Below are 22,995 nucleotides of genomic sequence, written 5' to 3'. Positions count from 1 at the left end.
TGCTGCAACAGAAATAATGTTCTGACGCGGCCTCGTAAAGTCGGTTTATGCGTATCGCCTGCAGCTGCGCATCACGTTATACCCCTTGTAAAACAGGGAGGGGTAACAATGTGGCGATATATTGGCTTGCTGTTGTGGCTCTGGAGCAGTGCTGGACAGGCGGTATGCCCGGTCTGGTCGCCCACTCAGGCAGAGCAGGAGATAGTCAGGCTCAGCGCGCAAATAGCACGCTGGGATAAGGCGTACTGGCAACAGGGCGTCAGCGATGTGAACGACGAAGTTTATGACCAGCTGGCGGCAAGGCTCAAACAGTGGCGGAACTGCTTTGGCGATGAACAGGCTGCGGACGCGCTGGTCCCTGCGAAGGGTTCAATCAGGCACCCGGTCAGCCACACCGGGGTGCCGAAGATAGCCGATAAAGCGGCACTCCGGCAGTGGATGCAAGCGCGTCGCGACCTGTGGATCCAACCGAAAGTGGATGGCGTGGCGGTAACGCTGGTCTACCGTCAGGGGCAACTGGTGCAGGCCACCAGCCGGGGCGACGGGTTGAAAGGCGAAGACTGGACGGCGAAAGTTAAGCACATTCCCTCCGTGCCCACGCGGGTAACGGGCCCGCTCGCCAACAGCGTGTTGCAGGGCGAACTCTTTTTAAGCCGCGATAACCATATTCAGCAGCAGATGGGTGGCATGAATGCGCGGGCAAAAGTTGCCGGGACGATGATGCGGCAAGAGACTGGCCCAGAGCTGTATCGTATCGGTATCTTCATCTGGGCGTGGCCAGATGGCCCCGCTTCGATGCCCGAGCGTCTGCAGAGGTTATCCCGGGCAGGCTTCACCCTTACGGAAGCATGGACACACCGGGTCAGCTCGCTGGAGGAGGTAAAAAAAATACGCGATCGCTGGTTCAGATCGCCGCTGCCCTTTGTCACCGATGGTGTCGTGATCCGCTCGGCACAGGAGCCCGCAGGCAACCGCTGGCTGCCTGGAGAGGGCAGTTGGGTCGTGGCATGGAAATACGAGCCGGTTGCACGGGTTGCTGAGGTGCGGGCCATCAATTTTACCGTCGGGCGTACCGGCAGAATTGCGGTGGTCGCCACGTTAGAACCCGTACAGCTTGATGATAAACGGGTGCAGCGCGTAAATCTGGGGACGGTGGGGCGATGGCAGGCACTGGATATTGCGCCGGGAGATCAGATTCAGGTCAGCCTGGCCGGGCAGGGGATCCCGCGCGTGGATAAAGTCGTCTGGCGGGCAAGCGACCGACGTAAACCCGTGCCGCCGGCACCCCGATTCACACCGCTCACCTGTTTTTATGCCACACCGGAATGTCATGAACAGTTTATGGCCCGGCTGGCGTGGCTGAGTTCGTCATCGGTGTTAAATATCGCAGGATTGGGTGAGGCAGGCTGGCAGTCTCTGCATCAGGCGCACCATTTTGCGCATCTCTTTTCATGGCTGGCGCTCACTCAGGAACAGTTACAGCGCACCCCTGGAATAACGGCGCAGCGCGGACTCAGGCTCTGGCATCAATTCAATATGGCTCGTCGTCAACCCTTTACCCGCTGGCTGGATGCGCTGGGCGTTCCTCTGCCGCGCATGGCCATGCGCGCGCTCAGCGATCGGCAGTGGCAGCAGTTGCTGAACAGAGACGCGTTACGCTGGCGTCAGGTGCCGGGCATCGGCCCGGAAAGGGCGCGCAGGCTGGTTGAGTTTGTGCACCAGCCCACCGTTAACGCCCTGACCGCCTGGCTGGGTAAGCAGGACGTGCAGGGTTTTTAGTGGCTGCTGTGGTTATAGTAAAAAACAGGGAGCCCCAGTTTTAAACGTAGCGCCAGCATGCGGGCGGTAAAGCCAAATAACAGGGTGGAAATAATCACCACATCCTGATTGCTCACGTAGTGCTGCAGCGCGACATACAGCACGGCGGACGCGAAGGAGACCCCGGCATAAAGCTCTTTCTGAAACACCAGCGGAATGCGTTTACAGAACATATCGCGCAGTACGCCGCCAAACACGCCGGTGATCACCGCCGCGATAGTGGCGATAACCGGGCCCTGCCCCATATCCAGCGCAACCTGAGCGCCAATAATAGAAAATACGATCAGGCCGAGGGCATCCAGCACCAGGAACAGACGGCGCAGATGGGGCATAACCGGGGCGGCAATGGTCGTCAGGACGGCGGCGACGGCGACAATAATCACATATTCAGGATGTTGGACCCAGCCGAGCGGATAATGACCCAGCAGAATATCCCGCACGGATCCTCCGCCCAACGCCGTGGCGGTGGCAATAATGATAACGCCGAAGGTGTCCATACGACGACGTCCGGCGGCCAGGGCGCCGGTCATGGCTTCAGCGGTGATACCGATCAGATACAGGATATGCAGCAGCATGTTACCCCCCAGAATTAAGGCCATCAGGGTAACGTTTTGTGCTGTGGCTCACGATTTAGATTTTCTTGTGTGAGGTGTTTTGCCTTAGGTTTTCTAATGGCTAATAGGCTATTTAGTGAGATGTAAGGGGCTAATGGATACAATTTTCACATTAGATTTATTCAGGATGGCGTGGCCTTAGCGCCACGCCAGATAATGCATTACTCGATATTCTGAATTTGCTCGCGCATCTGCTCGATCAACACCTTCAATTCAATCGCAGAGTTGGTCACTTCGGCATTGATTGACTTAGATGCCAGGGTGTTCGACTCGCGGTTGAACTCCTGCATCATAAAGTCGAGACGGCGGCCCACGGCTTCTTTCTTCTTCAGAATGTTATAGGTTTCTTTGACGTGCGCTTCCAGACGGTCCAGCTCTTCCGCCACATCAATACGCTGGGCCATCAGCACCAGTTCCTGCTCGAGGCGGTTATTTTCCAGCTGAACTTCGGCATCTTCCAGTTTGGCGACCAGACGCTCACGCTGCCACTGCAGGATCTCCGGCATATGGGAACGGACTTTAACCACTTCGCCGCTCACGCCTTCCAGACGTTGCTCAATAAGCGCTTTCAACGCCTGGCCTTCGGTTTCTCGGGCTACGATAAAATCATCCAGCGTGCTATCCAGAGCGGTAAGAAGTTCCGCTGCAATCGCGTCCAGATCCTGTTCGCCAGCGGCCATCACGCCAGGCCAGCGCAGGATATCCACCGGGTTGATTTCGCCTTCGTCGCTCTGCATTTTGACCCAGTTAGCGGCGTTCACCAGCTGTTTAGCCAGTTTCTCATTAAGGATCAGCTCCCCTTGCGCGCTCGCATCGGGCTCAAAACGCAGGTTGCATTCAATCTTTCCGCGGGTCAGGCGAGCGCGGATACGCTCACGTACCACAGGCTCAAGGCTGCGGAACTGTTCTGGCATACGGAAATAGGTTTCAAGATAGCGTTGGTTAACCGAGCGCATTTCCCACGTGGCGCTACCCCATGCACCTTTGATTTCACGGCGGGCGTAGGCGGTCATACTGCGGATCATAGATGTTCCTGTTTTCGTAATAATGAATGCAAAGGATTATAGCTATGCGGACGGGGACTTAACAGGAATAGTGGTGAAATAGTTGAATGCAAATTCTTTCCTGTCGACCTGCCACAATGTATTTAATAATCTGATACTTATTGTTTTAAGCGATGCCTTTCAACGGTTGTTAATTTTTTAAATGTAATAATTGATCTGTATAAACATCCCAGATACTTCCAGGTAAAATATTTTACTATTTGAAGACGTAATTAATATTTTCACCCTGAGAGGAGATATAATCTTGGGAAATGTTATAGAGATTTATCTTTAAGCAACTTGTATATATTCGAGTAAGACAGCAATATAAAACCATTAATTTTTCATTAGTTTCATTTCTATTATGAATACTATCATTTCAATTATATGTGATTATTTTGCATTGGTTTTTTTAAAGTTTGGCGGTATTGCTCGCCGGAAGGATACCGAGTATAGTCCTGTTAGAGAAAGTTCTATAAAAAGGATTTTAATATGGACGTTATCTTTGACAAAGTCATCAGAGAATTCTTTCCTGATACAAAACTCTCTTTTTGGAAAAATTGGTTGTTCAGAAACGCATTTGGAAATAAAATATTTACCCGATTGATGTATGATGATCAATTATTTAATAAAAAGGGTATTGCGTGGGTTAGTTCAGTTATTGAGTTTTTCAAACTAAAATGTGAAACGGATAATTGCGATTTCAATAATATACCGCGACATGGTGCTGCGGTTGTTGTTTCAAATCATCCTACTGTTATGGATGGGTTGTCCTTAATACATACTGTCTCAAGGGTTCGGAAAGATATAAAGATAGTTGCAAACCACATTTTACCTATTATATTTCCTCAGGTATCAGAGCTTACGATTGGTATTGAGAATATGGCCGGCAAGATGAGCCATAAAAAATTCAGGGAGATGAACGATCATCTAAAAAATGGTGGTGTATTAATTATCTGCCCTGCCGGTAAGCTGGCCAACTGGTCACTCTCTGGATTACAGGAGCATGCATGGAATCCCGGTTTTTTACAGCTGGCTATCCGTAATAATGCGGCGCTAGTGCCTGTTCATATTACTGGGGCGAACAGTAAAACCTACTATTTTACCGCAACGATCTGGCGGCAGCTATCCAACCTTATGATTATCCGGGAGTCGCTGCGTCATCGTGGTAAAACCATGAAGATTAAAGTAGGGCAACAAATCTCCTTAATGTCTTTTAAGAAATATAATAAAGATCTCTCTGCAGCAGCAAGCGTGTGCTTAATGCATCTTCAGAGTACAGGTAACAATGGGCCTGTGCTTCTGGATACTGTCTCTCCACAAGAAGATATCGAAAGCAAATGTGGTTTGATAAGTGCGATAGAAGCGTGCGAAGTACTAAGACAGTTTAGTGATGGTAAAAAGCTAGTGATGTATCGCCGCGACACTGCTGGTGACTCACCCATTATTGATGAGTTAGGGCGCCTGCGCGAACGTTGCTATCGTGATATAGGATCGGGGTCCGGTAAAGAGAAGGATAATGATATTTTTGATGATAGCTATTACCATATCATTTTATGGGACCCTTCTGAGACAGAAATTCTCGGCGCGTATCGAGTTATGCCCATTGGTGAGCAATTAGCCCGCCAGGGGATCTCGGGTCTTTACAGTAATAGCTTATTTAACTACCACGAAAGTGCGTATCCCTGTTTAGAAAAATCTGTGGAAATTGGCCGTGGATTTATTCAGAAACCCTATCAAAAAAGTAATGCGCTTGATTATTTATGGCGAGGCATATTCGATTTTGTAAAAAGGTATCCTGGCTATAAATACTTATTGGGGGTTTTGACTATCCCGGGATCTTTCCCTGAAGACGTACAGAAACTGATCGTAAGTTTTTATAATATGTATTTTTCCATCGAAAATAAGTTTTGCACTCCTGTAAAATTATTTACTGCAGAGGATTCACAGTACTTAACTCATTTTTCCGGGAAAGATTTCAGACATGACTGGATCGTGCTCAACCAACTTCTGCGAGACAAAGGTTATGAATTACCATGGCCGTTTAAGCAGTGTGCTAAATGGTTTTCTCCCGGTGGATCGTCTATCATTTCTTTTACAAAAGATGTCTCTTTTAACTCAATAGCAGGGTTAAATCTGAGTACTGTTGAAAAATTAAATGAAATGTACTTCAAACATTATTTAAAGGATTAGCTTTTACATCGCTATCTGGCCCTGGAGTGAGAATTATTCATTCCAGGAATCAGCGATGTATAAGTATTGTATGCATATGGATGCGTGTTGATGCAAAAACCAAAAACGACATTTTTAGCTCTGATAGCGGTGCTGGTAATAACAGGCTGTGATAACAAACCAGACAACATCTTATCCGGCTATTCACATGGGGAATTTGTATATCTCTCATATTCTGGTAATGCCAAAATAGATCGGCTGTTAGTAAATAAGGGGGATGAAGTTAAAGATGGTCAGGAGTTGGTCAAGATTGAATCCTTTGAGGCCAAAAATATTCTCTTGCAGGCCGAGGAAAAGCTTTCTGCTGAAAACGCTCTGCTGCGAAATTTAACCTCAGGTGAACGGCCAGAAGAGTTAGATGTTATACGTGCTCAGATTAAAAAAGCACGATCGTCAGAATTGCAGGTAAAGCGCCAGCTTGAACGCTACCGTAATCTTTATGCCAGACAAGCAATATCACTAGCGGAATGGGAAGATATCAGTGATGAATTAACGCAAAAAGGTGCGCAGGTCGAAGAGCTCATTAATCAATTAAAAGCCCGTCAACTGCCTGCCCGTCAGGATGAAATTAATAAACAGCTCGCGCAGGTAGAAGCCACCAGGCTTGAACGAGATAAAGCTCGCTGGGATGTTCAGCAGACTACGATTGTTTCTCCGGTTAACGCAAAGGTCTTTGATATCATTTATCGAGCCGGGGAGCGTCCTTCTGCGGGCAGCCCAATAATCAGTCTGCTACCTCCCGATAACATTAAGGTACGCTTCTTTATACCCGAAGCATTGCTCGGTAAATTCAAAATCGGAACTAAAGTAAGGTTATCATGCGACGGCTGTGCAGAGGCAATCCCTGGCATGATTAATTATATAAATCCTGAAGCAGAATTTACGCCTCCCGTTATTTACAGTACGAAACGCCGGGAGAAGCTAATTTTTATGGCGGAGGCTATTCCTGCCCGGGAGCAGGCTGCGTATATGAAAATCGGCCAACCGTTTGATGTGGAAATCATTCCGGATGAATAATCTTTGTATTGATGTAAAAAACCTTAATAAGTATTTTGGCGAGCATCACGCCGTAAAGGATTTTTCTCTTCAGGTGGCGAAAGGCGAAATTTATGGATTTCTCGGCCCGAACGGCAGTGGAAAAACGACTTCTATCCGGATGATGTGCGGTTTGATCACCCCAGATTCAGGAGAAGGCTCATGTCTGGGGATGGACATTTTTACGCAGCGGGAACAAATAAAAAGAAATATAGGTTACATGACCCAGTATTTCTCTATGTGGGGGAATTTGACCATCCGGGAAAACTTACTTTTTATCTCCCGGCTCTATAGCCTCGACCAACGTAAAGCACGGGTAGAACGCGCACTTTCAGAGTTAGGCCTCACCTCCCGGCAGCATCAAATGGCGAAGGTACTTTCTGGCGGCTGGAAGCAGAGGATGGCCCTGGCGGCATGTATGCTGCATGAACCTGTTTTACTGTTTCTGGATGAACCTACCGCTGGCGTGGATCCCAAGGCGCGACGTGAATTCTGGCAAATGCTGCATCAGTTATCTGACAGAGGAATATCAATACTGGTCAGCACGCATTATATGGATGAGGCTGAGCGCTGCCATAAAGTTGCCTATCTCTCTTATGGTCGGCTACTGGCGAATGGGACGATTGCATCGATTATCGCGGCGCAGAATCTTATTACAGTAAGAACCAGCGGTGCCGGATTGACGGCACTTGAAAGTCAGCTACAGCGTTTACCGGAGATTGAGCAAACCGTTATTTTTGGTAATCAGCTTTATATAACCTCCCGAGATGAGGCGAAGTTAAAAGCCACGCTTTTTGCATTTACCCAAAAGGGTTATGAGTTCTGCCAGGTTGATACCAATCTGGAAGATGCCTTTACCTATTTAATGAAAAGTGATTGTGAAAAAAATTAATATAAACTTCTCCTTAATCCGCTGGATTGGCGTGGTTATCAAGGAAATTCACGAGTTACGTCGTGATAAAGTCAGTATCGGCATGGTGATCCTTACGCCTATATTTCAGCTTATCATTCTTGGCTATGCAATAAATATGGATCCCCATAATTTGCCTACTGCATTATTAAATTACGATACCGAACGCATGAGCCAGATTTTTGTGACGAGCGCGCAAAATACCGGCTACTTTTCGATGATACCTGTCGATTCTGAAGAGGCTGCTCAAAAAGCATTTGTCAGGGGCGACGTCACGTTTATTGTGACTATTCCAGAGGGGTTTACCCGCAAAATGCTACGTGGCGATAAGCCTCAACTGTTAATTCAGGGAGACGCCATCGATCCGATGACCACAGGAAATGCGCTTAGCGCGCTGGTGCAGGTTGCGAAATCGGCGTTCAGGCAAGATTTGCCGGGGGGAATGCGCGTCGCGCAACAGGAGGATGATTTCGACCTGGTGATACATCGCATGTTTAACCCGGAAGGGATCACCCAGTTTAATACCATTCCCGGCATTATGGGGTCGATACTCAGCACGACATTGATCCTGATGACCGCTCTGTCTATCACTCGTGAACGGGAAAACGGCGCGTTAGAAAATTTACTGGTCTCTCCTTTGTCCGGGCTGGAGGTGATTGTTGGGAAAATAACGCCGTTTGTTATCATTGGCCTCTTTCAGGCGACGTTAATACTGATCGCCGCCGTTCTGTTGTTCAATATTCCCCTGCACGGCAGCGTTTTTCTGCTGTTTCTGGTTCTGCTGATTTATGTTTTTCTTTGCCTTTCAATTGGCATTGGTATCTCTGGCCTGGCGCAAAACCAGTTGCAGGCGCTGCAGATGTCGTCATTTTACTTTATCCCTTCGATCATGCTTTCCGGCTTTATCAGCCCCTTTATTAGCATGCCAGATTGGGCGAAAGCTATTGGCTCCTGTTTACCACTGACCTATTTCATCAGGCTGATTAAGGGCATCATGCTGAAAGGATATTCTGCGGCGGCATTACTACCCGATCTTTTGCCGCTGCTCGGCCTGGCGGTGGTTGTGATTGCCGTGGGCTTGAAATCCTACCGTAAAACGCTGGACTGACATTATGTGTGAGCCCGGCAGGGGTTGGCATAGGCTTTTAGCCATGAAATTCGTATAATGCGCCCTCACATTCGTTTTAAGCCGGAGATCTTACTATGCGTCCAGCAGGCCGTAGCGCTAATCAGGTGCGCCCCGTCACCCTGACCCGTAACTATACAAAACACGCTGAAGGCTCCGTGCTGGTTGAATTTGGTGACACCAAAGTGCTGTGCACCGCCTCTATCGAAGAGGGCGTGCCGCGCTTCCTGAAAGGCCAGGGTCAGGGCTGGATCACTGCCGAATACGGCATGCTGCCACGCGCCACTCATACCCGTAACGCCCGCGAAGCGGCGAAGGGTAAGCAGGGTGGGCGTACCATGGAGATCCAGCGTTTAATTGCCCGTGCGCTGCGCGCTGCTGTTGATCTGAAAACGCTGGGTGAATTCACCATAACGCTGGACTGCGACGTAATTCAGGCCGATGGCGGCACCCGTACCGCTTCTATCACTGGCGCCTGCGTGGCGTTGGCCGATGCGCTGAATAAACTGGTGGCTGCCGGTAAACTGAAAACCAACCCGCTGAAAGGAATGGTTGCGGCGGTATCTGTGGGCATCGTGGCTGGCGAAGCGTTGTGCGATCTGGAGTACGTTGAAGACTCCGCGGCAGAAACCGACATGAACGTGGTGATGACCGAAGATGGTCGTATCATCGAGGTTCAGGGTACTGCAGAAGGCGAGCCATTCACCCATGAAGAGTTGCTCTCTCTGTTGGCATTAGCCCGAGAGGGAATCGAATCTATCGTAACGACGCAGAAGGCGGCGTTAGAAAATTGATTTTTAAGGCGACTGATGAGTCGCCTTTTTTTTGTCTGTAGAAAAGTAAAAGTAAGATGAGGAGCGAATCCATGAAACCATATCAGCGCCAGTTTATTGAGTTTGCGCTTAGCAAGCAGGTACTTAAGTTTGGCGAATTTACGCTGAAATCCGGGCGCAAGAGTCCCTATTTCTTTAACGCCGGGCTGTTTAATACCGGGCGCGATCTGGCACTGTTAGGCCGTTTCTATGCCGAAGCGCTGGTGGATTCCAACATTGAGTTCGACCTGCTGTTTGGCCCGGCGTATAAGGGTATCCCGATTGCGACCACCACCGCCGTGGCGCTGGCGGAACATCACGACCGCGACGTACCGTACTGCTTTAACCGTAAAGAGGCTAAAACCCACGGTGAAGGCGGTAATCTGGTAGGCAGCGCGCTGCAGGGCCGTGTAATGTTGGTGGATGATGTCATCACCGCAGGCACCGCTATCCGTGAATCCATGGAGATCATCCAGGCGAACAAGGCGACGCTTGCGGGCGTGCTGATCTCGCTGGATCGCCAGGAGCGCGGACGTGGTGACATCTCCGCTATCCAGGAAGTGGAGCGCGACTACAGCTGCAAAGTGACGTCAATCATCACCCTGAAAGATCTAATCGCCTATCTGGAAGAGAAACCTGAAATGGCAGACAGCCTGGCGGCAGTTCGCGCATACCGGGAAGAATTTGGCGTGTAAAACAACTTGCCCGGTGGCGTTGCGCTTACCGGGCCTGTAACGCTGTTTTGCTATTGCAATTGCGCAGCGACTAACGGCCAGCGGGCGTCGAAATCATCCGTCGGACGATATTTGAATTCACTGCGCACAAAGCGAGAAAGCATCCCTTCACAAAAGGCGAGCACTTGCCCGGCAAGCAGAGTTTCATCGGTACTGTAACCCTCGCCTTCACGCATTTTCTTTTCACGTAATACCTGGCGCAGTTGCGCTTCAATACGTTCGAAAAGCTGATTAATACGCCCCTGTAATCTGTCCTGTTCAAACATCAGCGCGTGGCCGGTCAGAATACGAGTCAAGCCCGGATTGCGCTCGCCAAAACCGAGGATCAACAGGACAATCAGACGCAGCCGTGCGGTAGTGTCTTTTTCATCCTTCAGAATCAGGTTGATACGCGTGATCAGGCTATCTTCGATAAACTCGATCAGGCTGTCGAACATCCGCGTTTTGCTGGGAAAATGACGGTACAGTGCCGCTTCTGACACGCCGACAGAGGCAGCCAGTTTTGCGGTGGTGATGCGTTGACTGCCATCGCTGGATTCAAGCATCAGAGCCAGAGATTGAAGTATTTCTTCGCGACGATTCCTTTTCGCTGTTTGTTTTTCTGCCATGTTGCAAAATACCCCTGAAAATAATCAATTGTCAGGCTGACATCCACACAACGACCGCAAACAGAGGTTTGCGGTTTGTTATTACGTTATGCGTTGTGGGATGCGTATAGCCGGGTTTATTTACGCCCGGAATGGCCGAAGCCGCCTTCACCGCGATCGGTCGCGTCGAAGTCTTCTACCAGATTAAATTCAGCCTGTACCACCGGGACGAACACCATCTGAGCGACACGCTCGCCGGGCTGAATGGTGAAGTTGTCCTGACCACGGTTCCAGACGGAGACCATCAGTTGACCCTGATAGTCGGAATCGATGAGCCCCACCAGATTGCCCAGCACGATACCATGCTTATGGCCCAGGCCGGAACGCGGCAGGATCACCGCTGCCAGAGAAGCATCGGCAATATGGATAGCCAGGCCGGTCGGCAGCAGCGTGGTGGCGCCGGGTGCCAGCTCTACGGCGTCGTCGAGGCAGGCACGCAGGTCAAGACCGGCAGAGCCGGAAGTGGCATAGGTCGGCAGCGGGAATTGCTGACCAACACGCGGGTCCAGAATCTTAACGTCGATTTTTTTCATCATAACGGGTAACGATCTCGTCCAGTAATTGTTGGCCCAGGAGTTCCTTGCGCTCAAGCGGTAAGACTTTATCTCCATCCTGCCAGAATAGGTGCAATGCGTTGCTGTCGCTGTTGAATCCTTGTGAGGCCAGCGATACGTCGTTCGCGCAAATCAAATCGAGGTTTTTGCGGGTACGTTTTTGCCGGGCATATTCTTCCACATTATTCGTTTCAGCGGCAAACCCAACGACGTAAGGTCGACGATCTTTTAGTGCGGCGACGCCAGCAACGACATCGGGGTTTTTTACCATTTTTATTGTGATTTCATCGCCTTGCTTCTTAATTTTCTCGTCTGCTACGGCCGCCGCGCGGTAGTCCGCCACGGCAGCACAGCCGATAAAAATCTGCTGCTGCTGTGCATGGGCCTGGACTGCGGCTTCCATTTCCAGCGCGGTCGTAACGTCGATACGCCGTACACCCGGCGGCGTCGGCAGCGAAACAGGGCCGCTCACCAGCGTGACCTTCGCCCCGCGCAGTGCGGCAGCGGCGGCAATCGAAAAGCCCATCTTGCCGGAGCTCTGGTTAGTGATATAGCGCACCGGATCCAGCGGTTCACGCGTCGGACCCGCGGTAATCATGATGCTCAGATGTTGCAGATCGTTGACAGGTGAAAAATGGTTGGCGGCCAGATCCACAATCGCGAGCGGATCCAGCATACGGCCCGGGCCGATATCGCCACAGGCCTGGCTGCCGCTGTCCGGCCCCCAAATCAGCAGCCCGCGAGAGGCGAGGGTCGCCAGATTATGCTGCGTTGCCGCGTTGCGGTACATCTGCTGGTTCATGGCAGGCACCACGGCAACCGGTGCCGGTGTGGCGAGGCAGATAGTTGACACCAGGTCGTTAGCCATACCAGCGGCAACGCGGGCGATGAGATCGGCAGTGGCCGGGGCGAGGATGACTAAATCGGCCCATTTACCCAGCTCGATATGGCCCATTGCGGCCTCAGCCGCCGGATCGAGCAGGCTGTCCGACACCGGATAGCCTGAAACAGCCTGCAGGCTCATCGGCGTAATGAACGCTTTGCCCCCTTCGGTTATTGCTACCCGAACGTCCGCCCCACGCTCGCGTAAACGGCGCACCAGTTCCGGCGTTTTATAGGCTGCAATGCCGCCGCTTACGCCAAGAACGATTTTTTTACCGGCCAGGCTCATCATGATTCTTTCCTGTAGGGTTCACCTGAGAGGCGAACATTTTATCACAATCCGAAAAGCATCGTGACATTGTCCATCCGCCACTTTGCGAGGCGTTACGCAAGTCCAGCAATCCGTCATCGTGAGGCACCGGGGTCTGTGGCAGCATACTGCGGCCAGGGAAAAGGAGAGAGTATGGAGAGATCAGCCCCGTTGTTGCCGCGGGAAAAAATGCTACGCGATGGCGCGACGCTGCTGACGGACGAAGAGCTGCTGGCGCTGTTTCTGCGTACCGGGACGCGGAGTAAAAACGTGTTCGCGCTTGCCAGAGATCTATTACAGCATTTCGGTTCGCTACACGGTTTGTTATCCGCAGAGATGAAGGATTTCAGGCGGGTCGAGGGGATTGGTCTTGCGAAATTTGCCCAGTTGAAGGGGATAGCGGAGCTCGCCCGCCGCTACTACTGCTCGGGGATACGGGGCATCAACCCGCTAAAAGATCCGCAGATGACCCGGGAGTTTGTGCATAGCCAGCTGGCGGAAGAGGAGCGCGAGATCTTTATGGTTATCTTCCTTGATAACCAGAACCGGGTAGTGAGCCACAGCCGGTTATTTTCGGGGACCCTGAGTCATGTTGAGATACATCCACGAGAAATTGTGCGCGAAGCGATAAAAGTGAATGCTGCGGGCGTGATCCTCGCGCATAATCATCCCTCAGGGCGCGCCGAACCGAGCAAAGCCGACAGAGATGTGACTGCACGCATCATCAAATGCTGTCAATTCATGGACATTCGTGTTCTTGATCATCTGGTCATTGGCCGCGGAGAGTACGTTTCGTTTGCTGAACGTGGGTGGATTTAAGCCATTTCTCGCGATCCATCGGGATCTTTGTCTGTTCGGGACTTGAGCACATCCTCGAGTCAGCGTATACTACGCCACCTTTGAGAATCTCGGGTTTGGCAATTGGGCCTGGCAATCGATGGTTCACTAAGAACTACGCGATGACTGGGCTGTAAAGCCTGACGAGGCGCCGATACCCCATACGAAGCTCGAGCTAATTTGATTTTTGGAGAATAGACATGTCCCGAGTCTGCCAAGTTACTGGCAAGCGTCCGGTGACCGGTAACAACCGTTCCCACGCACTGAACGCGACTAAACGCCGTTTCCTGCCGAACCTGCACTCTCACCGTTTCTGGGTTGAGAGCGAGAAGCGTTTTGTCACCCTGCGTGTATCTGCTAAAGGTATGCGTGTTATTGATAAGAAAGGCATCGATACAGTTCTGTCCGAACTGCGTGCCCGTGGCGAAAAGTACTAAGTACTTAAAGAGGAAATAAATCATGGCTAAAGGTATTCGCGAGAAAATCAAGCTGGTTTCTTCTGCTGGTACAGGTCACTTCTACACCACCACGAAGAACAAACGTACTAAGCCGGAAAAACTGGAACTGAAAAAATTCGATCCAGTTGTACGCCAGCACGTAATGTACAAAGAAGCTAAAATCAAATAATTTTAGATTCCTTGTATTGAAAAACCCCGCCTCTGCGGGGTTTTTTGCATTTTGCATCTCAACGGAGGAAGCATGCCTGAATTACCTGAGGTAGAGACAAGCCGCCGTGGCATCGAGCCCCATCTGGTCGGTGCGACCATTCTTCATGCTGTTGTACGCAACGGTCGTCTCCGCTGGCCAGTCTCTGATGAGATCCACGCCCTTAGTGATAAACCCGTTCTCAGCGTACAGCGCCGTGCGAAGTATCTGCTGCTGGAGTTGCCCGACGGCTGGATTATCATCCACCTGGGGATGTCTGGCAGCCTGCGCATCCTCAGTGAAGAGCTGCCCGCTGAAAAGCACGACCATGTCGACCTAGTGATGAGCAACGGCAAAGTGCTGCGCTATACCGATCCGCGTCGTTTCGGTGCGTGGCTGTGGACCAGAGAGCTTGAAGGGCATAACGTGCTGGCGCACCTGGGGCCGGAGCCGCTCTCGGACGCGTTTAACGCGGAGTACCTGAAGGCGAAGTGCGCGAAGAAGAAAACGCCTGTTAAACCCTGGCTGATGGATAACAAGCTGGTGGTCGGCGTGGGCAATATCTACGCCAGCGAATCGCTGTTTGCCGCCGGGATCCATCCCGATCGGTTAGCCTCATCGCTTTCTGCCCAGGAGTGCGAAATACTGGTTCGGGTGATCAAAGCGGTGCTGCTGCGTTCGATTGAGCAGGGGGGAACCACTCTGAAGGACTTCCTGCAAAGCGACGGTAAGCCGGGCTACTTTGCCCAGGAGCTGCAGGTCTATGGCCGTAAAGACGAGCCGTGCCGGGTCTGTGGTACGCCAATTGTGGCCACGAAGCACGCCCAGCGCGCGACCTTCTATTGTCGTCAGTGCCAGAAGTAATACATAGGCCGGGCATGCGCAGCGCCGCCCGGTAAGAAGGCAGGAACTACTTTAGCTTGCCCATCAGCGCCTGATGAACGTTGGCAGGCAGGAAGTGGGTAACATCACCCGCGTGGCGCGCCACCTCTTTCACCAGTGAAGAGGAGATAAACGACCACTCTTTGGACGGCATCAGGAAGACGCTTTCCAGTTCAGGCATCAGATGGCGGTTCATGTGCGCCAGCTGCATCTCGTATTCAAAATCGGCCACCGCTCGCAGGCCACGAATTAAGATATTGGCCTGCTGGGTGCGGGCAAAATTCGCCATCAGATCGCTAAAGCCTACTACTTCCACATTGGGCAGGTGTGCTGTTGCGGCTTTTGCCAGTGCAACCCGCTCATCTAGGTCAAACAGAGGTTTTTTGCTGGGGCTGGCGGCAATCGCCAGAATCACCGTATCAAACATGCTTGCTGCACGCGTGACGATATCAATATGACCGTTGGTGACAGGATCAAAGGTACCCGGATAAATCGCTTTTGTGCTCATGGCTCACGCTTTCTCTGAGTAGCCGCGGTTCAGCGCCCACAGCTCGGTGTATTTATTAAAAGTATACTGGGCGTTAACCACCGCCAGTAACCAGCCCTGTTTACCATCCAGCACACCACCACGCAGCACCAGCGTCTTCAGGAACGCTCCAATGGTGTGGCTGAAAATACCGAACAGCGAGGTCTTTTTGCCGCGCTGATGACGTTCCCGGGCCCAGGCCGTGGCGTAATTAAGCTGTTTGCGCTGAAAGCTGGCGAAATCGCGGCAGGTCAGATGCAGGAGATCGCCGTCGAGGGCAATCACGGGCGCATTGTCGCAGGCCAGGGATTCATGAACCTGGTTATCGTTGTACTGATAGCGCGTACGCGGATAAAGGCGCATCACGCGATCGGGGTACCAGCCGCTGTGGCGCATAAAGCGGCCAAGGAAATAGTTCCGGCGGGCAATGCTGTAAACGGCATCGGGCTGTGGGGCAGCCAGTACGCGCTGGATGGCCTGTTGAAGCTCAGGGGTGACGCGCTCATCGGTATCAATCATCAGGACATAATCACCGGTGGCGAACTGCTGCGCCCGCTGGCGCTGGATGCCATAACCCTGCCAGTCGGTATCGATATGGACCTGTACACCGACCGCGCGGGCAACGATAACCGTGTCGTCGGTACTGCCGGAATCCAGCAGGATCAGCTCATCGGCCCATGCAACGGAAGCGAGACAATCCGGCAACAGGTCAGCGGCGTTTTTGGCAATCATGACCACCGACAGGCGCGCAGACATCAATGGCTCCGTACGGGCAGATAAGGTTGCAGAAGTTGCAGCAGGCGGGTCAGCGCCCCCTGATTCTGATGCAGCACTTCAACGGCGTGGCGGCCATACCACAGACGATAATCTTCGTCGGTCAGCAGGGTGGATACTTCCTTCACTATCGAGTTCGCATCGGTGACGGTAATCAGCCCTTCAGCCTGCTGCAGCTTGGCGCAAATATCCTTGAAGTTGAAAGTATGCGGCCCCATCAGCACAGGAATGGCGTGTGCGGCGGGCTCCAGCGGGTTATGTCCGCCACGCTCCACCAGGCTACCGCCAACGAAGGCCAGGTCGGCAATACCGTACAGCAGCATCAGCTCGCCCATGGTATCGCCAATTACCACCTGGGTACTGGCGGACGGGATTTCACCGCTGCTGCGCATCGTGAAGCTAAAACCGCCTTTTTGCACCATCTCGCGGGCGTCTTTAAAGCGTTCAGGATGACGTGGCACCAGGATCAGCAGCAGGTCCGGGAAGCTTTCAAGAAGCTGGCGGTGCGCCTGCAGAATAATCTCTTCTTCGCCGTCGTGGGTGCTGGTGGCGATCCAGACTTTGCGGCGCGGCGCCCACTGGCGACGCAGGGTCACTGCCCGGGCAGCCAGCTCCGGCGTAACAGAAATATCAAACTTCAGGCTGCCGGTGACCGCCAGCTGGTTACGCTTCAGGCCCAGCGACAGGAATCGCGCGCCATCTTCTTCATTTTGTGCCGCAATAAGGGTGATTTTACTCAGCAGGCGGCGCATAAAGTTACCCAGCTTGCCGTACCCCTTGGCGGAGCGTTCCGACAGACGGGCATTGGCAACCACCAGGGGGATTTTGCGGGCATGCAGGGCTGAAATCATGTTCGGCCACAGTTCGGTTTCCATCACAATCACCAGCTTAGGGCGCACGGTATTAAGGAAACGGTTCATGGCACAGGGTAAATCATACGGCAGATAGACGTGATGCACGTCTTTGCCAAAAGCGGACATGGCGCGTTCGGAACCGGTTGGCGTCATGGTAGTGACGGTAATCGGTAACGACGGATAACGGTGGCGCAGGGCGCGGACCAGCGGAATAGCGGCCAGCGTTTCACCCACCGAAACGGAGTGGAGCAGGATACCGTCCGGCGCAACTTTGTTGCGGCAATAACCATAGCGTTCAGCCCAGCGTTTGCGGTAGGCAGGCGCTTTACGGCTACGTAGCAGCAGTCGTAGCCACACCAGTGGCTGAATAATATAGAGCAGAGCGGTATACAACAATTCCAAGCGATTATCCGTTTTTTCAGTTTCGGCGGGCAAATTCTAAGCATTTAGACCGGTTAAAGCTATCCCTTTGGCGCTTTTGCTCAGCCATTTGCCTGCGTTACGTGCGTTCACAGATAAAAAAACGGGCATTAGCTGCCCGTTTAATTATTTCTGCTTAACGTTCCGCTTCCGGCAGTTCGTTCAGGTGGTACGTGACCCGCTGCGACAGACCCCGAATATCACCTCCGGTGATGAAGTAGCTGTCATCTTTCTGGTTCGGGTTACTGACCTCATACCCCAGCATCTTGTTGATGAGGGTCGCCATCTGGTAATGGTTGAGCGGCATCTGCGGGCTGATGGTGCTCATCGCGTACGCCGGATCGTTACTGAAGTAGAGGAACGGCACCTGAGCAATCGGCATCTCGACGATGGAGTGACCGAACAGACCGCCATCACCCACGCGCTCGCCGTGATCCGAGGTAATAAATACCAGGACCGGTAATTTTGATTTCGCCATGGCGGTACGGATCGCTGAAGCCAGCTCTTTGTCGTACAGGCGTACGGCATCATCGTACTCATTTTTCTTCTGCGCCACGTCATCGCTCAGGCGTGGAGTAGAGAATTTGGCAAAGCCCTGCGGAATGTTGCGCTCGTAAGGAATGTGCGGCGCACGGCTGTTCAGCACCATCAGGAAAGATTTGTTCCAGTCCAGCTTAGCCTGCTCAACCGAGGGGGTCAGTACCACATCGGCACCTACGTCCGGTGCCGGGCGGATCTGCGTATCTTCCCACAGGTCGATATCGTGGATGCCAATCCAGTTGCTTAGTCCTTCCAGGCCTTGGGCGGAGATAAACGCCGTCTGGTAGCCCTGCTTTTTCGCATTGGTGAAAATGTTGGTCGACTTCGTCTTATAGGCGCCGTAGTTGTCCGGCTCACGCAGGTTATTCACCAGCATTGGGATTGCCACGCGCGTGGAAACCGCGTTCGAGACGATCAGACGACCGGTACCCTGATACTGCTGCATCAGCGCTTTCAGCTCCGGGGTGGTGTCGCGTTCATAGCCCAGTGCGCTGACATGGTGCGGATTCAGGCTCTCACCAATCGCCAGAATGATGGAGTATTTTCCGGCCTGAGTTCCCTCAACTGGGGTGACTTTATATGGCTGATAGTGTGTGACGCTCTGGTTCTCGCCGGAAATGGCTTCCGGAATCAGGCGGATGGCGCTAAAGCTCATGGCCGACAGCCCGTTACGCAGTAAAGAGTGGCGCAGGTCCGGGTTGAATTTATACATCTGCCCGTCGATGGCTTTATAGAACTGGCCGACAAACATCACCATGATAGCCAACAGACACGGCATCGCTATCCACTTGTGCCATTGCGGTGCGAGGCGGCGAGTAAAGACCAGCGCAAAGAGCACCGCGACGGCCATAATCACAAAGTAGATCCCAAGCGATCCGAGGCTGTCCGTAATGCCGCTGGCGATATCTTTGGTTTCGACGAAGGCCAGCCACACTTCACTCGGCCCGTAAAACTGACCGTAGAACTGGTAATAGACCGCTTCCGATACCTGGACGATAAAGGTGACGGCCAGCAGCAGCCGGGTCAGGAAGTAACGGGCACTGACGGCCGCCAGCAGGGAGATAATCAGATACAGCGACATGTCGCTGGATTTCGGCTGGTAGACATGATCTTTCAGCAGGATGATGATTTCACTGAGTGAAAATAGCACCAGGAAAACCAGCGTTAACATCAGGGTACGCAGGATATTCCCGCGTGATGTGAATGACGATTGTGAGGATCTTTTAAACATGGACGGACTCAATGTAACTCAAAACTTTTTAGTCAGCGGACGTATGGCTTTACCGAAACCAAAGCGCAATGCACGAACCAGAGTAGGGCGTTTATGCAGTCCTTTACGCCAGATATCCTCAAACAGGCTGAACCAGCGCGCGGCGACCGCTTCGCGGGAGTAAACCTGCAAACGTTTATCACCCTGTTCACGCATCTGACGATACAGGTCAGGGGAATTTTTCAGCCGCATAATGGCATCGAAGGCTTCATCAGGCGTTTTTGCGATCAGATAATCGAGCTCGCTTTCACGGATCGCGCGGTAAGAGGGTTCGTCGTCGCAGATCATCACAGTTTTGCCGAGCCAGTTGTTAATCAGCTTGCTGGCAGGTTTGCGCGCCAGCTTGTGGTCGTGAGATTTACGGAAACTGATACAGACGTCGACGTCCTGATAGTTGGTCCAGTTATCGAAGGAGATACGCAGGTCAATGCCCTGTTCGGCAAGCCGCTGCTTAAACGCGTCGCTGCGAAACGCCTCCGGAAAGCTGTCAACGCGGCCAAAAAAGGCAACGGTTTTGACGGTTTCATCGGTACGTTCGCGTGGTTTGACCCCCGGCTGCGGCCAGTAGGGAACAAAGACGCCATTGCTGCGGTTGCCGGCTTCCGGGTTCTGATCCACCACCACGTCGGCGCCAATGACCGGTGGGCGATCGGCACGCGCAACAACGGTCACGCCACGCCAGGGTTTGACGCGCGATCCAAAATCATCGTTATGCATCAGGTTAATGGCATCAGGACGACACTCTGAGCCAAAAGAACACTCAATATCGTCGCCGTAATAGTGTTTCAGCGCCAGGGTGGTCTGGAAGGTCCAGCCGCCGCGCCCGCCACAGTAAAAACGCTCCGGAATGGTGTCCGGATTCACACGGTTATCCAGCAGCGTCTGGAAATCAGCATAGTTTTTAGCGATGAAATCAGCGCGGGAGACTGCGTGTAATTTAAGTTTGCTCATAATATTCGTTAGCCGATGATTTTTTTAAGGCGGAAGTAACGACGTCCCAGGCGCCAGCGTTGACGCAAACCGCGCGCATTTTGCCAGATCATCGACCAGATGCCGCGATCGAACAGTTCCTGGGTAATTTCGCGTTTTTTTGCGCTGTCTTCGATGTTGTTAATGCTGTGCAAAATACCCAGACCCTCTTTGGCAATTTGCCATTGACAGGCCGGGACACGCTTCACCTGCTCCGGATAGCGCTTATTGATGGCGTCCAGCATTTCAAGGATCTTCATATAGTGACGTGATGAACGCATACGCGTGTCGTCGGTGCCAGGCGTGTGGGATACCGATGCAGAGTGGATCAGATAGTCGTAATAGACTTCGTCAATGTATTGCACGCGTTTCGCGGTCAGCAGCACTTCTGTCGTCCAGGGAATATCCTGATGTCGCAGACCATGTTCGAAAGTGAAACCCTGTGCTTTGATAAAGGCGTGACGATAAATATTCAGCCAGGTGACATGCAGGAATTTGCGCGAGGTCAGCGCCATCTGCAGCCATTCGGGGCCATCGAGCACGCCAGTGGAGGCCAGTTTATCGGACGGAAAAATCTTTTTCGACGGGCGGCCGTCGTCATAAATATAGGTACCGTTGCAGGTTGCGACATCCAGCTGGCCCGCAAAGGCGATATCCAGCAGGCGCGGATACATGCCAGGGTAAATCACGTCATCAATATCCGGGAACGCAACGTACTCGCCGGTTGCCACAGCCAGACCGGTATTGCGTGCGGCGGATACGCCGCCGTTAGGCTGGTCGATAACCTGAAAATGCGTAAATTCGTCGGCATAGCGGGAAATAATTTCAGCTGAGCGATCCGTCGAGCCGTCATTAACAATAATGAGTTCCAGACTCGATAAATTCTGCTGTTTAATGCTGTCAAAAAAAGCGCTCAGGAATTTCTCGCCATTATAAACGGCAACGATGAGGCTTAATTGAGGCGTTTCAGACATGCTTTCTCCGTAAAAATACGCAGCAATTAAAGGGGTATAACCATAACATTCAACGGCATTTCGACAGCCGACAGGCTAAAGCGTTCCACGCCTGGGTGTTAAACACCACAGGCGTGGACGGGTTTGTCAGGATGTTAACTTTTCGACCGGCGCAGGGCGTAGCGCACACATGCCAATTAGCAGGCCGGTCAGAAACATATACTGCTCCAGATAGTGATCTTTAAGGTTATGATCGACCATGGTTCGGCAGAAGAAGCCGATAGTGAAGAGCAGCAGGAACATCCCTACCATCATGTTGCCGTGACGGAAATCCCGCCAGCCGATGTACCAGCAGCCCACCAGCAGAATCAGCCAGCCCGCGATACCAATCACACCGTTCTGAATACCAAATTCGATCAGGCCATAGTGGCTGTGGGGAATATTGATGCGGTTATCCAGGGCGTCACGACGCAGCACATAGCGAAAGGCCTCTTTTTTTGCCCCTACGCCTGCCGGGTGTTCAGCAATCAGCATCCAGCCCTGGTGGAAGAAGCTGGCCCGACAGCCATTAGAGTGGTTCATCGGCACGCCCAGACTGTTAATGGGCACCGCACCGTCTGTTTTGTTATAGCAAAAGCTGGTGAAAGGAGCATTCCAGCCCGCAATAGCGTCACTTTCAAGATTTTGCCAGCGAGGATCGGTTTTCCAGGAGGCGTAACCGAGCAGTGCTGAAGCAACAATAATACCGACAAGAATGCCGCCGGTAACGATGACCCGGCTGCGACGCATGTTATGCATGCTCAGAAGAACAAATGTTGAGAACAAACTGCCGACCAGGCCAATAGTGCCCCAACGGGTATCTACCAGCGCAGTACACAGCAGATTGGTTAATAGTATAATTGCCAGAACCGGCGTTTTCAGGCGCAGGAAGCGTTGTTTTAACAGACCACGCGCCAGTAACTCAGCAAGGATAAAGCCGGTGATCATATTAATCTGGAAACTCATACGGGTGCGGTTATAGACGATCCGTGTTTCGCCCCAGTGTATATAGCCGTCGCGCCAGTAAAGCCATATTGAATCCAGCAAATGGACGCAGACCACGCCCCAGAAAAAGAGGACCACCAGCGTAAAGAAGCGGGCGGCGGTTATGGAGGGGTATGTCCTTTGGATAGCCGGTAATAATATCAGGCCTGCACAGAACAGTAATACCGGGCGTAACCATTGACCGCTCCAGGCGGAAAACATCTCTTTTATGTCTGGCGCGACAAAAAGACCATTAATCACAATAAAGAAAGTTAACGCCCATACCGCAATAAGAACGAACTTAATTTTGCTTAAATCCAGCCTTTGTCTGATGGTGCTATTACTAAAAAACAGGCCAAGAGCGACAGCAACAATGGGATAAATCAAGCCATTACGGTGAAACGGCAGCTGATCGTTGGGAATAGGCCAGACAAAACATAAAGCCAGTACAGCAAGGACTAACAGACCTGTCAGAATGTTACGAGTATTTGTCATATATTTTGGGCTGGTTAAGGATTTTCGGTACTTGACCGGCTGGTTAACAATGCAGTGAGCGATTTCCACGGTTTTTCAGTGGGAAATAAA

23 protein-coding genes are annotated in these 22,995 nt (G+C 52.0%); 11 read left to right on the top strand and 12 right to left on the bottom strand.

Annotated elements, in window-relative coordinates:
* The first annotated feature begins 108 nt into the window (after positions 1 to 108).
* Positions 109 to 1,779: an NAD-dependent DNA ligase LigB gene (ligB, locus tag MXM41_RS19350; protein ID WP_325933776.1), complete on the top strand. Its 1,671-nt coding sequence runs from the start codon at positions 109 to 111 to the stop codon at positions 1,777 to 1,779.
* Here ligB and MXM41_RS19345 read toward each other — a convergent pair.
* Complete coding sequence (locus tag MXM41_RS19345; protein WP_325933775.1) at positions 1,776 to 2,393, bottom strand: trimeric intracellular cation channel family protein; 618 nt, start codon at positions 2,391 to 2,393, stop codon at positions 1,776 to 1,778. The genes ligB and MXM41_RS19345 overlap by 4 nt on opposite strands.
* A 200-nt stretch (positions 2,394 to 2,593) precedes the next feature.
* Positions 2,594 to 3,457 (bottom strand): YicC/YloC family endoribonuclease, encoded by an 864-nt coding sequence (locus tag MXM41_RS19340; protein WP_325933774.1) that lies wholly within the window; start codon positions 3,455 to 3,457, stop codon positions 2,594 to 2,596.
* A gap of 510 nt (positions 3,458 to 3,967) precedes the next feature.
* Here MXM41_RS19340 and MXM41_RS19335 point away from each other — a divergent pair.
* The 6 genes from MXM41_RS19335 to pyrE all read left to right on the top strand — a co-directional run bounded on the left by MXM41_RS19335 (position 3,968) and on the right by pyrE (position 10,285).
* Positions 3,968 to 5,668, top strand: coding sequence for a lysophospholipid acyltransferase family protein (locus MXM41_RS19335; protein ID WP_325933772.1), 1,701 nt, complete (start codon positions 3,968 to 3,970; stop codon positions 5,666 to 5,668).
* A 90-nt stretch (positions 5,669 to 5,758) separates the two neighbouring features.
* Complete coding sequence (locus MXM41_RS19330; protein ID WP_325933771.1) at positions 5,759 to 6,724, top strand: HlyD family secretion protein; 966 nt, start codon at positions 5,759 to 5,761, stop codon at positions 6,722 to 6,724.
* Positions 6,717 to 7,634 carry an ABC transporter ATP-binding protein gene (locus MXM41_RS19325; protein ID WP_325933770.1) on the top strand — a complete coding sequence of 306 codons (918 nt, stop codon included), beginning with the start codon at positions 6,717 to 6,719 and terminating at the stop codon, positions 7,632 to 7,634. The genes MXM41_RS19330 and MXM41_RS19325 overlap by 8 nt, the downstream gene beginning before the upstream one ends.
* Complete coding sequence (locus MXM41_RS19320) at positions 7,621 to 8,760, top strand: ABC transporter permease (protein WP_325933768.1); 1,140 nt, start codon at positions 7,621 to 7,623, stop codon at positions 8,758 to 8,760. Before MXM41_RS19325 ends, MXM41_RS19320 begins: the two co-directional genes overlap by 14 nt.
* A gap of 95 nt (positions 8,761 to 8,855) precedes the next feature.
* Positions 8,856 to 9,572 (top strand): ribonuclease PH, encoded by a 717-nt coding sequence (rph, locus tag MXM41_RS19315; protein WP_325933767.1) that lies wholly within the window; start codon positions 8,856 to 8,858, stop codon positions 9,570 to 9,572.
* A 71-nt stretch (positions 9,573 to 9,643) separates the two neighbouring features.
* Entirely contained in the window at positions 9,644 to 10,285 is a 642-nt protein-coding gene (pyrE, locus tag MXM41_RS19310) for an orotate phosphoribosyltransferase (RefSeq protein WP_325933766.1), read from the top strand.
* 50 nt (positions 10,286 to 10,335) lie between these two features.
* Here the strand turns inward: pyrE and slmA are convergent, their stop codons facing one another.
* The 3 genes from slmA to coaBC form a co-directional block, all read right to left on the bottom strand.
* Positions 10,336 to 10,932: a nucleoid occlusion factor SlmA gene (gene slmA, locus MXM41_RS19305; RefSeq protein WP_325933765.1), complete on the bottom strand. Its 597-nt coding sequence runs from the start codon at positions 10,930 to 10,932 to the stop codon at positions 10,336 to 10,338.
* A 116-nt stretch (positions 10,933 to 11,048) separates the two neighbouring features.
* Positions 11,049 to 11,507 (bottom strand): dUTP diphosphatase, encoded by a 459-nt coding sequence (gene dut / locus MXM41_RS19300; protein ID WP_325933764.1) that lies wholly within the window; start codon positions 11,505 to 11,507, stop codon positions 11,049 to 11,051.
* Positions 11,485 to 12,696, bottom strand: a complete 1,212-nt coding sequence (coaBC, locus tag MXM41_RS19295; protein ID WP_325933919.1) for a bifunctional phosphopantothenoylcysteine decarboxylase/phosphopantothenate--cysteine ligase CoaBC — start codon at positions 12,694 to 12,696, stop codon at positions 11,485 to 11,487. Before coaBC ends, dut begins: the two co-directional genes overlap by 23 nt.
* 174 nt (positions 12,697 to 12,870) lie before the next feature.
* On the opposite strand from coaBC, the gene radC reads away from it, so the two are divergent.
* From radC to mutM, 4 genes are all read left to right on the top strand, one after another.
* Complete coding sequence (gene radC, locus MXM41_RS19290) at positions 12,871 to 13,536, top strand: RadC family protein (protein ID WP_325933763.1); 666 nt, start codon at positions 12,871 to 12,873, stop codon at positions 13,534 to 13,536.
* Positions 13,537 to 13,754: 218 nt separating this feature from the next.
* A complete protein-coding gene (gene rpmB, locus MXM41_RS19285; RefSeq protein WP_002436699.1) occupies positions 13,755 to 13,991 on the top strand; it encodes a 50S ribosomal protein L28 in 237 nt (78 codons plus the stop codon).
* A 22-nt stretch (positions 13,992 to 14,013) separates the two neighbouring features.
* Positions 14,014 to 14,181, top strand: coding sequence for a 50S ribosomal protein L33 (gene rpmG / locus MXM41_RS19280; protein WP_013094893.1), 168 nt, complete (start codon positions 14,014 to 14,016; stop codon positions 14,179 to 14,181).
* 72 nt (positions 14,182 to 14,253) lie between these two features.
* Positions 14,254 to 15,063: a bifunctional DNA-formamidopyrimidine glycosylase/DNA-(apurinic or apyrimidinic site) lyase gene (mutM, locus tag MXM41_RS19275; RefSeq protein WP_325933761.1), complete on the top strand. Its 810-nt coding sequence runs from the start codon at positions 14,254 to 14,256 to the stop codon at positions 15,061 to 15,063.
* Positions 15,064 to 15,109: 46 nt separating this feature from the next.
* Here mutM and coaD read toward each other — a convergent pair whose 3' ends face one another.
* From coaD to MXM41_RS19240, 7 genes are all read right to left on the bottom strand, one after another.
* A complete protein-coding gene (gene coaD, locus MXM41_RS19270; RefSeq protein ID WP_325933760.1) occupies positions 15,110 to 15,589 on the bottom strand; it encodes a pantetheine-phosphate adenylyltransferase in 480 nt (159 codons plus the stop codon).
* A 3-nt stretch (positions 15,590 to 15,592) separates the two neighbouring features.
* A complete protein-coding gene (locus MXM41_RS19265) occupies positions 15,593 to 16,363 on the bottom strand; it encodes a glycosyltransferase family 2 protein (protein ID WP_325933759.1) in 771 nt (256 codons plus the stop codon).
* A complete protein-coding gene (waaA, locus tag MXM41_RS19260) occupies positions 16,363 to 17,637 on the bottom strand; it encodes a lipid IV(A) 3-deoxy-D-manno-octulosonic acid transferase (RefSeq protein WP_325933758.1) in 1,275 nt (424 codons plus the stop codon). Before waaA ends, MXM41_RS19265 begins: the two co-directional genes overlap by 1 nt.
* Positions 17,638 to 17,791: 154 nt before the next feature.
* Positions 17,792 to 19,426, bottom strand: a complete 1,635-nt coding sequence (locus MXM41_RS19255; RefSeq protein ID WP_325933757.1) for a sulfatase-like hydrolase/transferase — start codon at positions 19,424 to 19,426, stop codon at positions 17,792 to 17,794.
* An 18-nt stretch (positions 19,427 to 19,444) separates the two neighbouring features.
* Complete coding sequence (locus MXM41_RS19250) at positions 19,445 to 20,416, bottom strand: glycosyltransferase family 1 protein (protein ID WP_325933756.1); 972 nt, start codon at positions 20,414 to 20,416, stop codon at positions 19,445 to 19,447.
* 8 nt (positions 20,417 to 20,424) lie between these two features.
* The gene (locus MXM41_RS19245) at positions 20,425 to 21,408 is read right to left on the bottom strand and encodes a glycosyltransferase (RefSeq protein ID WP_325933755.1); all 984 of its coding nucleotides are present in this window, start codon (positions 21,406 to 21,408) and stop codon (positions 20,425 to 20,427) included.
* Between the two features lie 126 nt (positions 21,409 to 21,534).
* Positions 21,535 to 22,905 (bottom strand): O-antigen ligase family protein, encoded by a 1,371-nt coding sequence (locus tag MXM41_RS19240; RefSeq protein WP_325933754.1) that lies wholly within the window; start codon positions 22,903 to 22,905, stop codon positions 21,535 to 21,537.
* Positions 22,906 to 22,995 lie beyond the last annotated feature (90 nt).

The sequence above is a fragment of the Leclercia adecarboxylata genome, assembly GCF_035787115.1.
Lineage (GTDB): Bacteria > Pseudomonadota > Gammaproteobacteria > Enterobacterales > Enterobacteriaceae > Enterobacter > Enterobacter adecarboxylatus_E.
The sequence above is the reverse complement of the archived record's forward strand: the minus strand, read 5'-3'. Positions and strand labels throughout refer to the sequence as shown.

Excerpts from the sequence above, each read along its gene's own strand:
- rpmB (WP_002436699.1), top strand. The coding sequence starts at position 13,755 with ATGTCCCGAGTCTGCCAAGTTACTGGCAAGCGTCCGGTGACCGGTAAC.
- MXM41_RS19240 (WP_325933754.1), bottom strand. The coding sequence starts at position 22,905 with ATGACAAATACTCGTAACATTCTGACAGGTCTGTTAGTCCTTGCTGTA.
- MXM41_RS19345 (WP_325933775.1), bottom strand. The coding sequence starts at position 2,393 with ATGCTGCTGCATATCCTGTATCTGATCGGTATCACCGCTGAAGCCATG.
- rpmG (WP_013094893.1), top strand. The coding sequence starts at position 14,014 with ATGGCTAAAGGTATTCGCGAGAAAATCAAGCTGGTTTCTTCTGCTGGT.
- slmA (WP_325933765.1), bottom strand. The coding sequence starts at position 10,932 with ATGGCAGAAAAACAAACAGCGAAAAGGAATCGTCGCGAAGAAATACTT.
- mutM (WP_325933761.1), top strand. The coding sequence starts at position 14,254 with ATGCCTGAATTACCTGAGGTAGAGACAAGCCGCCGTGGCATCGAGCCC.
- ligB (WP_325933776.1), top strand. The coding sequence starts at position 109 with ATGTGGCGATATATTGGCTTGCTGTTGTGGCTCTGGAGCAGTGCTGGA.
- MXM41_RS19335 (WP_325933772.1), top strand. The coding sequence starts at position 3,968 with ATGGACGTTATCTTTGACAAAGTCATCAGAGAATTCTTTCCTGATACA.
- MXM41_RS19325 (WP_325933770.1), top strand. The coding sequence starts at position 6,717 with ATGAATAATCTTTGTATTGATGTAAAAAACCTTAATAAGTATTTTGGC.
- MXM41_RS19340 (WP_325933774.1), bottom strand. The coding sequence starts at position 3,457 with ATGATCCGCAGTATGACCGCCTACGCCCGCCGTGAAATCAAAGGTGCA.
- radC (WP_325933763.1), top strand. The coding sequence starts at position 12,871 with ATGGAGAGATCAGCCCCGTTGTTGCCGCGGGAAAAAATGCTACGCGAT.
- MXM41_RS19265 (WP_325933759.1), bottom strand. The coding sequence starts at position 16,363 with ATGTCTGCGCGCCTGTCGGTGGTCATGATTGCCAAAAACGCCGCTGAC.
- coaBC (WP_325933919.1), bottom strand. The coding sequence starts at position 12,696 with ATGAGCCTGGCCGGTAAAAAAATCGTTCTTGGCGTAAGCGGCGGCATT.
- dut (WP_325933764.1), bottom strand. The coding sequence starts at position 11,507 with ATGATGAAAAAAATCGACGTTAAGATTCTGGACCCGCGTGTTGGTCAG.
- coaD (WP_325933760.1), bottom strand. The coding sequence starts at position 15,589 with ATGAGCACAAAAGCGATTTATCCGGGTACCTTTGATCCTGTCACCAAC.
- MXM41_RS19245 (WP_325933755.1), bottom strand. The coding sequence starts at position 21,408 with ATGTCTGAAACGCCTCAATTAAGCCTCATCGTTGCCGTTTATAATGGC.
- rph (WP_325933767.1), top strand. The coding sequence starts at position 8,856 with ATGCGTCCAGCAGGCCGTAGCGCTAATCAGGTGCGCCCCGTCACCCTG.
- MXM41_RS19255 (WP_325933757.1), bottom strand. The coding sequence starts at position 19,426 with ATGTTTAAAAGATCCTCACAATCGTCATTCACATCACGCGGGAATATC.
- MXM41_RS19330 (WP_325933771.1), top strand. The coding sequence starts at position 5,759 with ATGCAAAAACCAAAAACGACATTTTTAGCTCTGATAGCGGTGCTGGTA.
- MXM41_RS19250 (WP_325933756.1), bottom strand. The coding sequence starts at position 20,416 with ATGAGCAAACTTAAATTACACGCAGTCTCCCGCGCTGATTTCATCGCT.
- pyrE (WP_325933766.1), top strand. The coding sequence starts at position 9,644 with ATGAAACCATATCAGCGCCAGTTTATTGAGTTTGCGCTTAGCAAGCAG.